Source organism: Mesorhizobium sp. PL10 (genome assembly GCF_053714315.1).
Map to the genome: position 1 here is coordinate 200,967 of NZ_JBSKBR010000010.1, position 12,131 is coordinate 213,097.

The following is a 12,131-nucleotide window of genomic DNA, read 5'->3' on the forward strand; positions in this document are numbered from 1 at the left end:
AGCGGTTCACCGGGAGACAGGCCCGGGCGGATTCGGCTCACAGCCTTTTCATTTTAGCTGGCGTGCATTATGTCTTTGGCGTCGCGCGGGGGCGCGTCTTGTCAATTCCAAGAGCATCCGTTACGCCCCGCCCATGACAGTTACCGTCCGTTTTGCCCCCTCACCAACCGGCCGCATTCATATCGGCAATGCCCGCACCGCTTTGTTCAACTGGCTGTTTGCCATGAACAACAAGGGCCGTTTCATTCAGCGTTTCGACGATACCGACATTGCCCGCTCGAAGCAGGAATTTTCCGACGCCATTCTCTACGACCTGCACTGGCTGGGGATTTTCCCCGACGCCACCGAATACCAGTCGCGGCGCTTCGAAGCTTACGATGCGGTGGTTGAACGGCTGCAGGCGGCGGGCGTGCTCTATCCCTGCTACGAAACCCCTGAAGAACTCGACCTGCGCCGCAAGGTGCGCCGCACGCGCGGCCTGCCGCCGGTCTATGGCCGCGAGGCGTTGACGCTTTCGCAGCAGCAGATCGCCGAGTATCGATCGGATGGGCGCCGGCCGCACTGGCGCTTTCTGCTGCCCAACTTCACCAGCGACCCGCTGCAGCCGGAACGCACCGAAATCCACTGGGAGGATCTGGTGCGCGGCCAGGAAACCGTCGACCTCGCCTCGCTGTCCGATCCGGTGCTGCGGCGCGAGGACGGCACCTATCTCTACACGCTGCCTTCGGTGGTGGATGATATCGATATGGGGGTCAGCCACGTCATCCGCGGCGACGACCACGTCACCAACACCGGCGTGCAGATCGCGCTGTTCAAGGCGCTGGGCGCCGAGCCGCCTGTGTTCGGCCACCACAATCTGCTGACCACGGCCTCGGGTGAGGGCCTGTCGAAGCGCAGCGGTGCGCTGTCGATCGAGAGCCTGCGGGAGGACGGCATCGAACCCATGGCGGTCGCTTCTCTGGCCGTGCTTGTCGGCACCTCGGAAAATGTCGCGGCCATGCATGACATGCCGGCACTCGCCGAGCGCTTCGATCCCGCCGCAACGTCGAAATCGGCCGCCAAGTTCGACCCGGACGAACTGTTCGTGCTCAATCGCGCGCTCATGCACCACATGCCATTCGCCGTGGCGCAGGACCGGCTGATTGTGCTTGGCATCTCGGGCGACAAGGCCGAACCGTTCTGGCTGGCGGTGCGCGGCAATATCGACCGGCTGAGCGATGCGGCCGGCTGGTGGCGTATCCTTGCCGACGGGCCGCAGCCGGCGCCGGAATTTTCCGACGAGGATCGCGACTTCCTGCAGCAGGCTTTCGACCTCTTGCCGGAAGAGCCATGGACCGGCACGGTCTGGAAGGACTGGACGGCCAGGATCAGGGAAGCCAGTGGCCGCAAGGGCAAGGCGCTGTTCATGCCTCTGAGGCTGGCGCTTACCGGACTTGCTTCCGGGCCGGAGCTTGCAGATCTATTGCCGCTGCTGGGTCGGGAAGGAACGCTGGCCCGACGACCCTGACCTTGCGCTGGTCCGGCGGGATCAGCGACACCGGCGATACCACCGGTTTGACGGCAAGGCGTTTGATGGCGTCGCCGTCGAGCCCGCCTTGCATGTTGGCCAGCGTCTCCGGATCCGCGCCCGCATCGGGCTTTGCCGCCGGCATCGGAATGAACGGCGTCGCCTGGGTGTCAGGCTGCGATTGTTCGGGCGGTGGCGGGTTACCGCCGATGATCTCGAAATTTCCAGCCTGCGCATTGCAACCGCAGGCCGGCGGCCGCGACATGTCGGGTTGTTTGTAGAGATAGGCGGTCGGCAATTCGCTGTAGGGACGGCCGGTGACCGATGACGTCATGTTGGCCGAATCGTCATCCATGCCGCGTGAATAGAACACCTGCATCTCGGTGCCGGGGCAGCTCGATTCGCAGTTTTTCTGATCACGCTCGAAATCGCCCAGCGAAGCCGAATTCGACATCGGGAAGAAATAGCCGTCGCAGGTGCGTACACAGCTCGTATGGAACTCGCCGCCGACCGTCGGGAAATCCGGCACGCCGGGCTGGTTGAGCACGCGGCGCACATTGCGCTCTTCGTCGGGATCGTCTGGCTGATCGAGCGTGTCAATCTGCCGGTTGCCGCCGAAAAGCTGGTCGAACAGATTGCCGTCGTCGGGTTCGCGGCTGGCTTCTTGCTCCTGCCGGCGCGGCGCGGGCTCGTCCCGGCAGCCATTGGCGTCGAGCGCGGCCAGGATGCGGCCGCGGTCGCGCCGCGAGCCGCCGTCGGCAAGCTGCGCGCGCTTGGCTTGCAACGCATCGAGATTGGCGTTCATGCGATCGATGCTGCTGTTCAGCGCAGCACATTGGCTGACGTTGCGCGAAAACAGCGAAAACCCGCAATTCGCATCGCTCGCACGACCGCGCACCTTTGACAATTGTTCGAGCTGGCGGGCGATGGCGTTGTCATACTTCCGCACCATTCCGGACTTGCCGCGGCCATTCGATGAAGAAGCAAGCTCGGCTTCCAGCTGCCGGCAGACACGCGAAGCGGCTTGCGGTTCTGTGGTGGCGACGGCCGAAAGCACCAGCGCGCCAAGCAGCGCAGCCAAATGCGTCCACTTTCCGCCCGTCATTGCTAGAGACCCCGCTTGCCTGCCTGTCGCGATGCTACCGGATTCGCGGTTAACCGTTCCCTCAATCTACAACCAAAGATGGTCTTAGCCCATAGACGCGGTGCAAGAGGTGTTCGGACAAGGCGCAACCGCGCCAAAATCTCTGCTGCATGAAAAAGGCGCAATCGCTCGGGAAATATCCCTCGATCAAGCAATGCCCCGGGGCCTGGCATGACCACGATTAGCCGTCGAACCGCACTGCAATTCGGTCTGGTCTGCTTGGCGGCGCCCACCCTCGCGCAGGAAAGGCCAGCCGCGCGGACTGGCGCAGCAGACTGGTCGAAGCCGCGCGTGAGCAGATCGGCGTCACCACTCTCTACGACCCGACCTATGTCCGGCTCGGCTACCCCGGCGGCGATGTCGCGCCGGATCGAGGCGTGTGCACGGATGTCATCGTGCGCGCCTATCGCCGCGCCTTCAGTCTCGATCTGCAAAAACTGGTGCATGAGGATATGGCGGCCAATTTTGCGGCCTATCCGAAGACCTGGGGCCTGAAGGCGACCGACCGCAACATCGATCACCGCCGGGTCGGCAACCTTGCCGCCTTTTTCGGGCGCAAGGGCGTTTCCTTGGCCGTCAGCGAAGAGCCCGCCGACTTTCAGTCGGGCGATCTCGTCACCCAGATGCTGCCCGGCAACCTGCCGCACATCGTCATCGTCTCATCCGACCGCTCGGCGGACGTGCCGGAAAGGCCGCTGGTCATCCACAATATCGGGGCGGGCGCCCGGCAAGAGGACACGCTGTTCGCCTTCGGTCAGACCGGGCATTACCGCTTCGCGCCCGCCTGAGCGCCAGAGCAATTCCAGGAAAAGTGTGAGCGGTTTTCCGTCCGGAATTGCGAAAAAACAAAGAGCTAGAGCGTTTCGCCGTTTCCGTGAACCGGTGAAACGCTCTAGCTGAAATCGACCACCGCCTGCGCCTTGTGCGCCGCCTCGACCACCGCCAGCGCCGTCATGTTGACGACGCCGCGCGAGGTCACCGACGGCGTCAATATATGCGCCGGCTTGTCGGTGCCGAGCAGGATCGGTCCGACATGCAGCGCATCCATCATCGTCCTCAGCGCGCTGAGCGTGATGTTGGCGGAGTCCAGATTGGGGAACACCAGCAGATTGGCTTCGCCCTTCAACCGCGAATGCGGATAAACGCGCTGGCGCAGATGCTCCGACAAGGCCGTGTCGGCATGCATTTCGCCGTCGCATTGCAGGTCGGGCGCAACGCGCGCCAGGATCGCCGCTGCTTGCCGCATCTTCAGGGCGCTGGGGGAATCGCGCGAGCCGAAATCCGAATGCGAGAGCAGCGCTGCCTTCGGCTCGATGCCGAAGCGCTGGATTTCCTCCGCCGCCAGAATGGTCATTTCGGCAATTTCCTCGGCCGTCGGATCGACCGAGACATGGGTGTCGGTCAGGAAAATGATGCCGCGCTGCGAGATCAGCATCGACAGCGTCGACAGATCGCGGTCCTTGACGCCGGGGCGAGCGCCGATGACCAGCGTCACATTGCGCAGATGCCGTTCGAAACGGCCTTCGAGGCCGCAGACCATGGCGTCGGCATCTCCGCGCTTCAGCGCCAGTGCCGCAATCACCGTATTGTCGGTGCGCACCATGGTGCGCGCGGCTTCGGTCGTGACGCCGCGCCGGCCGGCAAGCTCGATCAAAAGGTCGACATAGTGGCGGTAGCGCGGATCGTCCTCCGGGTTGATCAGGCCGAAATCGACGCCGGGCTTGATGCGCAGGCCGTAGCGCTTCAGCCTGACCTCGATGACATGCGGGCGACCGATCAGGATTGGCTCGGCAATCCCTTCCTCCAGCACCACTTGTGCCGCGCGCAGCACGCGCTCGTCCTCGCCGTCGGCATAGATCACGCGCTTGGCGCTCGACGCCTTGGCAGAGGAAAACACCGGCTTCATCACCAGGCCGGAGCGGAAGACGAAGCGGTTGAGCTGGTCGATATAGGCGGCGAAATCGGTGATTGGCCGGGTCGCGACGCCGGTGTCGCAGGCAGCCTTGGCCACCGCCGGCGCAATGCGCAGGATCAGCCGTGGGTCGAAAGGCGAGGGGATCAGGAAGTCAGGCCCGAAGATCGGCGTCTCGCCGGAATAGGCGCGCGCCGCAACGTCTGACGGCTCTTCGCGGGCAAGGGCTGCAATCGCCCGGACCGCCGCCATCTTCATCTCCTCGTTGATGGCGCTGGCGCCGCAATCCAGCGCGCCACGGAAGATGTAAGGGAAACACAGTACGTTGTTGACCTGATTGGGAAAATCGGAACGGCCGGTGCAGATCATCGCGTCCGGCCGGGCCGCGCGCGCCGCCTCCGGCATGATCTCGGGATTGGGATTGGCCAGCGCCAGGATCAGCGGCTTTTCCGCCATGTGCTGCAGCAGTTCCGGCTTCAGCACGCCGGCCGCAGACAGGCCGAGGAAGACATCGGCGCCCAGGATCACATCGGCCAGCGTGCGCGCCTCGGTGTCCTTCACATAGGGATCTTTCCAGCGGTCCATCTCATCGGTGCGGCCCTTGTAGGCGACGCCGAAACGGTCGGTGACCCAGATATTCTCGACCTTGGCGCCGAGCGAGACCAGCAGGTTGAGGCAGGCGAGCGCCGCCGCACCCGCTCCGGAGGTGACGATCTTGATGTCGGAAATGGTCTTGCCGGCGAATTCAAGCCCGTTGAGCACGGCGGCGGCGACGATGATGGCGGTGCCGTGCTGGTCGTCATGGAACACCGGAATGCCCATGCGCGCCTTCAACTTCGCCTCGACCTCAAAACATTCCGGCGCCTTGATGTCCTCGAGGTTGATGCCGCCGAAGGTCGGCTCCAGCGCCGAGATCGTCTCGACCATGCGCTCGATGCCGGGCGCGTCGATCTCGATGTCGAAGACGTCGATGCCGGCGAATTTCTTGAACAGCACCGCCTTGCCTTCCATTACCGGCTTGGAGGCGAGCGGGCCGATATTGCCGAGGCCAAGCACGGCCGAACCGTTGGAGACGACACCGACCAGATTGGCGCGCGCCGTATAGTCGGCGGCGGTCGCCGGATTGTCTCGGATTTCAAGGCAGGGGGCTGCGACACCCGGCGAATAGGCCAGCGCCAGGTCGCGCTGGTTGCCGAGCGGCTTGGTTGCCTGGATCTCGAGCTTTCCCGGTCGCGGGTGCTTGTGGAAGTAAAGGGCGGCTTCGTCGAGGTCCGAACGTGCCGGTTTCTTGTTGTCGCCTTCCATGCGGCCGCTCCCTCGAAACTGCTATGCCAGAGTCCTTTTAGCATGCGGCCAAGGTTTGTCGCGACGCTAAATGACGCGCCGTCAGCTTTCCGCCATCGCGCGCCGAAAGCGACGTTGTATCAGATACTTATACCGATTTCATCGCGAGCGACTCCTGCTGCTTCGCAGGCACGTCGATCAGAATGCGCTGACATAGAGGCCGCCATCGACCGGGATGTTCTGGCCCGTGAGGTAGCCGGCATGGACCGAGCAGAGGAAGGCGCAGATCTGGCCGAACTCTTCCGGCGTGCCGAGCCGCTTGGCTGGAACGTCGGCGCTGATGCGGGTCTTGCGGGCGGCAGCAGCGGCCGGGTCTTCCGTCGTGCCGGCCTCGTGCGGGCCGCGTAGCCGGTCGGTGTCGAGCTTGCCCGGCAGCAGGCTGTTGATGGTGACGTTGCGGTCGATCACCGTGCGCGCCACGCCGGCCAGGAACGAGGTCAGGCCCGCGCGGGCACCCGATGACAGGTCGAGGCCAGGGATCGGCACATAGACCGACAGCGAGGTGATGTTGACGATGCGGCCGAAGCCGCGCTTGGCCATGCCGTCGATGACAGCCTGCACCAGCTCGATCGGCGTCACCATGTTCTGCGTCACGCCTTCGAGGATTTTTGCACGGTCGAGCTCGCGGAAATCGCGCAGCGGCGGGCCGCCATTGTTGTTGACCAGAATGTCGGGGCCGGGGCAGGCGGCAAGGAGTGCCTTCTGTACATCGGGTTTCGAGACGTCGCCGACAATCTCCGTCACCTTCACGCCGTAGCGTTCGCGCAGTTCGGCGGCGGTTTTTGCCACCAGTTCGGCATTGCGTCCGTTGACGACCAGATCGCAGCCCGCCTCGGCCAGCGCCATGGCGCAGCCGCGGCCGAGCCCCTTGCTCGAAGCGCAGACAATGGCTTTCTTGCCCCTGATACCGAGATCCATGACGATTTTCTCCTGTGATTGGCGCGGCACGCTAGCTCTTTGGCTGGCCCAATCGCAACCGTCATACGGTTGTTGCATGAATCGGGGCATAGCCTGCGCGAAAGCAACGGTGACGATCTGATGTCCAGCACAGAAACCCGCACTTTCCGCAGCATGTTCATATCCGACCTGCATCTCGGATCTAAGGCGGCCAAGGCCGAGTTCCTGATCGACTTCCTGCGGTATCACGACGCCGATATCATCTATCTCGTCGGCGACATCGTCGACGGCTGGCGGCTGCGGCGCAGCTGGCATTGGCCGCAGAGCCACAATGACGTCGTCCAGAAACTGCTGCGCAAGGCGCGCAAGGGCACCTCGATCACCTACATCGCCGGCAATCACGACGAGTTCGCGCGCCAGTTCCAGGGCGTGCATTTCGGCGGCATCGTCGTTGCCGACCGCGCCATCCACGAAACCGCCGACGGCAGGCGCCTGCTGGTCATCCATGGCGATCAGTTCGACACCGTCGTCCACAATCAGCGCTGGCTGGCGTATCTCGGCGACTACGCCTATGACGCGGCCATGATGGTGAACCGCGTGGTGACGAAGCTCCGCCATCTGTTAGGCCTTCCTTACTGGTCGTTCTCGTCCTGGGCAAAGGGAAGGGTCAAGAGGGCGGTCAATTTCATCGGCTCGTTCCAGACCGTGCTCTCCGACGAGGCGCGCCGCTCGCATGTCGACGGCGTCATCTGCGGTCACATCCATCATGCCGTAATCGAGAATTACGGCGATGTGCAGTACATCAACACCGGCGACTGGGTGGAGAGCTGCACGGCGGTGGTCGAGCATTTCGACGGCCGCATGGAGATCATCCACTGGGCGAAAATCCTGCCCGAGGCGCCAGACGAACCCTTCATCCCGATGCTGATCGAGGACAGGGTCGTCGAAGCGGCGTGACCTAGCTGTTAATCGGTTGGTCCAGGCGGTTTCGTACGGCTTTCCCGCATGTTAAGGGATCGATCTGCGCCGCAGCTATTTTTTTGCAGCGTAATTGGATCGATTCATGTCGCTGCCGCCGCTCTCGCCTGAACAACTCGTCAAGCCGCGCCATTTCGAACTGCGCATGAGCCTGATCTTCGCGACACTGTTCGTGTCGCTGGGAACGCATGTGCCCTTTTTCCCGGTTTGGCTCGAGGCTCAGGGGTTTGACGCGTCGCAGATCGCCGTTATCCTGGCAGCACCAATGTTCCTGCGCGTGGTGACGACGCCGCTTCTCACCGCACTGGCCGACCGGGCGAAGGACAGGGCCGACGTCTATATCGCGCTGGTGGCAGCGACGATGGTGCTTTCCGCCGGCTATTTCCTCACCTCCACCTATGCCATGGTGCTAGCCGTTTCGCTGGCGCTGACGGTGGTGTGGACACCGCATTCGCCAATCGCCGATTCGCTGGCGCTGTCGGGCGTCCGCCGCTTCGGCTCCAACTACACCGCGATGCGCAAATGGGGCTCGATCTCCTATCTCTGCGCCAATGCTGCCGGGGGCTTCATCCTGTATTGGACAAGCGTTCAGGCCGTGCCGGTGATCATCTTCCTGTCGCTTGCAACCGCACTCGTCGCCGGGCTGCTGGCGCCCCGCCTTGGCCGTCCGCGCCGGGCCTCGCCGCTGTCGGCCACCGACATCCAGCATTCGGCGCCCAGCCTGCTCAACCCGTATTTCCTCTATTTCACCCTCGGCGTCGGCATCATCACCGCCAGCCATGCCTTTCTCTACGGCTTCGTTTCGATCTACTGGAAGTCGATCGGCATCAGCGGCTCCGTCATCGGCCTGCTATGGGCCTGGGGCGTCGTAGCTGAAGTCTGCATGTTTTTGTTTTTCAACCGTATTTTCGCCTCCGTCTCGGTCGTCAAGGTGATGCTGATCGCCGGCATCGGCTCGATCGTGCGCTGGATCGCCTTTCCGCTGATCTGGCCGCTCGGGCTTGGCGTTATCGGCTTTTTCGGCGTCCAGACCTTGCACTCGGTGTCGGTGGCGATGGTGCTGATCGGCTTGCAGAGGATGATCGGCGAGACGGTTTCGGAAGAGCGCACCGGTGCCGCGCAAGGCATAGCCTACTTCTTCAACGGCTTCTTCATGGCCGCGGTGACGCTGGCATCCGGCCCGCTCTACGAGCGCTACGGCGTCGACGGCTTCCTGGCGATGATCCCGATCGCCATCATCGGCCTGGCGCTGATCGGGCTCGCCGCGCGTTCAGCCCCACAGCATCCTGTCAGGCGGTGACACCAGCGACCCCTGGTAGACGAGGCTGGGATCGCGGTCGCGCGCCAAAAGCAGCGGACCGTCGAGATCGACGAACTCGGCGCCTTGCGCGAGCAGCACCGCCGGCGCCATCGCCAGCGAGGTGCCGACCATGCAGCCGACCATCACCTCGAAACCCAGTTCGCGGGCGCGGTCACGAAGGGTAAGCGCAGCAGTCAGGCCGCCGGATTTGTCGAGCTTGATGTTGACGGCGTCATAGAGGGCGACAAGTTCTTCGAGGTCCTTCGCCTCGTGCACGCTTTCGTCGGCGCAGATCGGCACGGGGTGCGCAATGTGGCGCAGGATGGCGTCATGGCCGGCGGCAAGCGGCTGTTCGATCAGGGTGATGCCGTGATCGGCCGCAAAAGCGAGGTTCTCGACGATGTTGGCATCGGTCCAGCCTTCATTGGCGTCAAGGATGATGCGGCTGGCGGGCGCCGCTTCGGTCACGGCGCGGATGCGGGCTACATCGTTGTCGCCGCCGATTTTGACCTTGAGCAGTGGCCGCCCCGCATTGGCGCTGGCTTGCGCTGCCATCGCCTCCGGCTCGCCCAGCGACAGCGTGTAGGCCGTCTCCAGCGCCGACAGGGGCATGGCGTGGATAATGTCCGCCACCGCTATGCCGCTCGTCTTCGCCTCCAGGTCCCACAAGGCGCAGTCGATGGCGTTGCGGGCAGCACCAGCCGGCATCGCATCGAGCAGGCCCTTCCGGCTGATGCCGCCTTCTATCTGCCGGCGCATCGCCTCGATGGCGTCGCGCACGCCGTCCATGGTCTCGCCATAGCGCTTGTAAGGGACGCATTCGCCCCATCCGCGATTGTCCCCATCGCTGATCGTGCAGGTGATGACTTCGGCTTCGGTCTTCGATCCGCGTGAGATGGTGAAGGTGCCGGCGATGGGAAAACGCTCGGCCTCGACCGAAATGACACGCGCCATAATTTTCTACTCCGGCTATGCAACATCAGCCTGTCGGCAAATCGACAGGCTCGACCCGTCAGGCTAAACAGGACGCCATGTTGACCATCGGCAAACGCGACGCAAGCGGCAACGCCGCCAAGGAGGCCAACCACCAGCCCCGCGTCGCGGTCGGCGAGGAGGGAGGCGTCCTCGGTTGCGCTTTCTCCGGAATCTGGACGACGCGGACAGTGGCGCTGATCGATGCCGAGATGCGCAAGATCGAGCAGCGCAAAGGCTTTCAAACGCTGGCCCTCGACCTCTCCCACATCGAGAAGATTGATACGGCCGGCGCCTGGTTGATCGACCGCCTGGTCAGCGTCTTTGAGAAGAAGGGCGTCGAGGTCAAGATGCAGGGGCAAAGCGATGTTGCCTCGATCCTGCTTGGTGCTGTCGGCGAGGCCGTTCGGCGCGAGCCCGAATCGGGTCGTGTCCGGCGCCCCAACATCGTCCTTCGCGGGCTGGAGGCGATCGGCCGCCGCGTCTATGAGATGCGCGACGATTTCCTCGCCTCGATGAACATCCTCGGCGCCACCATCGGCGGCGCGCAGATGAAACTCGGGCGCGGCCATGCCATCAACCCTGCGGCGATCTTCAACCAGATCGATCGCATGGGTGTCGGCGCCATCCCGGTGGTGGCCTTGATGTCGGCCATCGTTGGCGCCATCGTCGCCCAGCAAGGCGCCTACCAGCTCAACTATTTCGGCGCCAACATCTTCGTTGTCGACCTGGTCGGCGTGCTGATCCTGCGCGAACTCGGCGTGCTGATGACCGCAATCATGATCGCCGGCCGCTCCGGCAGCGCCATCACCGCCGAGATCGGCTCGATGAAGATGCGCGAGGAGGTCGACGCGCTGAAGGTCATCGGCCTCAATCCGATCGGCGTGCTGGTGTTTCCGCGCCTGGTGGCGCTGGTGATCGCGCTGCCCTGTCTCACCATCATTGCCAATTTTGCGGCCCTTGGCGGCGGCATCCTCGCTGCCTGGCTTTATTCCGACATCACGCCGTCCGCTTTCATCGATCGGTTGCGCGGCGCGATCGATATCAGCACCATCTTCGCCGGCCTGATCAAGGCGCCGTTCATGGCCATGATCATCGGCACCATCGCGTCCGTCGAAGGCATGAAAGTCGGCGGCAGCGCCGAATCGCTGGGCCTGCACGTCACCGCCTCGGTGGTGAAGTCGATCTTCGTCGTCATCATCCTGGACGGTCTGTTCGCCATCTTCTACGCCTCGATCGAGTTCTGACATGATGGGTAAGAGCTCAAAGGCGATCAAGGCTGAGCAAGGGACGAACGAAAGCGATATCGTGCTCTCCGTGCGCGACATTACTGTCTCCCTGGATGACAAGCTGATCCTCGACAAACTGGCGCTCGACATCAAGCGCGGTGAAATCCTCGGTTTCGTCGGCGCCTCGGGCGCCGGAAAATCGGTGCTTCTGCGCACCATTCTCGGCCTGCTGCACAAGCAGTCCGGGACGATCAAGCTGTTCGGCGTCGATGTCGACAAGGCGAGCGACATCGAACGGTTGCGCGTCGACATGCGACTTGGCGTGCTTTTCCAGCATGGAGCGCTTTTTTCGGCGCTGACGGTGCAGGAAAACGTGCAGGTGCCGATGCGCGAATATCTCGATTTGCCGAAGAAGCTGATGGACGAGCTGGCCTTGCTCAAGATCGAGCTGGTCGGCCTGCCGCCGGACGCCGCGCAAAAATTCCCCTCGGAGCTTTCGGGCGGCATGATCAAGCGCGCCGCCCTGGCGCGGGCGCTGGCGCTCGACCCCGACATCGTCTTCCTCGACGAGCCGACGTCCGGCCTCGATCCGATTAGCGCGTCCGAGTTCGACGAATTGGTCGTCAAGCTGCGCGATACGATGGACCTGACGGTCTATATGGTCACACACGACCTCGACACGCTCTTTACCGCTTGCGACCGGGTGGCGGTGCTCGGCAACAAGAAAATCCTGGTCGAAGGCACGATCGACGACATGCTGAAGAGCGAGGAGCCGTGGGTAAAATCCTATTTCCGCGGAAAACGCGCCCGGCAACTTGATCTTGCGGCACGCGAATAGCCATAAGTGG

10 protein-coding genes are annotated in these 12,131 nt (G+C 63.4%); 6 read left to right on the forward strand and 4 right to left on the reverse strand.

Annotated elements, in window-relative coordinates:
• The first annotated feature begins 133 nt into the window (after window positions 1–133).
• Window positions 134–1,507 (forward strand): glutamate--tRNA ligase, encoded by a 1,374-nt coding sequence (gene gltX, locus ACWGTO_RS18365; protein WP_454576216.1) that lies wholly within the window; start codon window positions 134–136, stop codon window positions 1,505–1,507.
• Here gltX and ACWGTO_RS18370 read toward each other — a convergent pair.
• Window positions 1,425–2,612 (reverse strand): DUF2865 domain-containing protein, encoded by a 1,188-nt coding sequence (locus tag ACWGTO_RS18370; RefSeq protein ID WP_454576217.1) that lies wholly within the window; start codon window positions 2,610–2,612, stop codon window positions 1,425–1,427. The two genes, gltX and ACWGTO_RS18370, sit on opposite strands and share 83 nt — an antisense overlap.
• A gap of 314 nt (window positions 2,613–2,926) precedes the next feature.
• Between ACWGTO_RS18370 and ACWGTO_RS18375 the strand changes: the two genes are divergently transcribed.
• Window positions 2,927–3,439 (forward strand): DUF1287 domain-containing protein, encoded by a 513-nt coding sequence (locus ACWGTO_RS18375; RefSeq protein ID WP_454576275.1) that lies wholly within the window; start codon window positions 2,927–2,929, stop codon window positions 3,437–3,439.
• A 104-nt stretch (window positions 3,440–3,543) separates the two neighbouring features.
• Here the strand turns inward: ACWGTO_RS18375 and ACWGTO_RS18380 are convergent, their stop codons facing one another.
• The gene (locus ACWGTO_RS18380; protein ID WP_454576218.1) at window positions 3,544–5,868 is read right to left on the reverse strand and encodes an NADP-dependent malic enzyme; all 2,325 of its coding nucleotides are present in this window, start codon (window positions 5,866–5,868) and stop codon (window positions 3,544–3,546) included.
• Window positions 5,869–6,045: 177 nt separating this feature from the next.
• Window positions 6,046–6,825: an SDR family oxidoreductase gene (locus tag ACWGTO_RS18385; protein WP_454576219.1), complete on the reverse strand. Its 780-nt coding sequence runs from the start codon at window positions 6,823–6,825 to the stop codon at window positions 6,046–6,048.
• 120 nt (window positions 6,826–6,945) lie between these two features.
• On the opposite strand from ACWGTO_RS18385, the gene ACWGTO_RS18390 reads away from it, so the two are divergent.
• Both ACWGTO_RS18390 and ACWGTO_RS18395 read left to right on the forward strand, forming a co-directional pair.
• Window positions 6,946–7,761, forward strand: coding sequence for a UDP-2,3-diacylglucosamine diphosphatase (locus ACWGTO_RS18390; RefSeq protein ID WP_454576220.1), 816 nt, complete (start codon window positions 6,946–6,948; stop codon window positions 7,759–7,761).
• A 106-nt stretch (window positions 7,762–7,867) separates the two neighbouring features.
• Window positions 7,868–9,082: an MFS transporter gene (locus tag ACWGTO_RS18395; protein WP_454576221.1), complete on the forward strand. Its 1,215-nt coding sequence runs from the start codon at window positions 7,868–7,870 to the stop codon at window positions 9,080–9,082.
• Here ACWGTO_RS18395 and dgcA read toward each other — a convergent pair.
• On the reverse strand, window positions 9,053–10,036 hold the full coding sequence (gene dgcA / locus ACWGTO_RS18400; protein WP_454576222.1) for an N-acetyl-D-Glu racemase DgcA: 984 nt from the start codon (window positions 10,034–10,036) through the stop codon (window positions 9,053–9,055). The genes ACWGTO_RS18395 and dgcA overlap by 30 nt on opposite strands.
• Before the next feature lie 77 nt (window positions 10,037–10,113).
• On the opposite strand from dgcA, the gene ACWGTO_RS18405 reads away from it, so the two are divergent.
• Together ACWGTO_RS18405 and ACWGTO_RS18410 are read left to right on the forward strand one after the other, a co-directional pair.
• Window positions 10,114–11,301, forward strand: coding sequence for an MlaE family ABC transporter permease (locus ACWGTO_RS18405; RefSeq protein ID WP_454576223.1), 1,188 nt, complete (start codon window positions 10,114–10,116; stop codon window positions 11,299–11,301).
• Between the two features lie 4 nt (window positions 11,302–11,305).
• Window positions 11,306–12,121, forward strand: coding sequence for an ABC transporter ATP-binding protein (locus ACWGTO_RS18410; RefSeq protein WP_454576276.1), 816 nt, complete (start codon window positions 11,306–11,308; stop codon window positions 12,119–12,121).
• Window positions 12,122–12,131 lie beyond the last annotated feature (10 nt).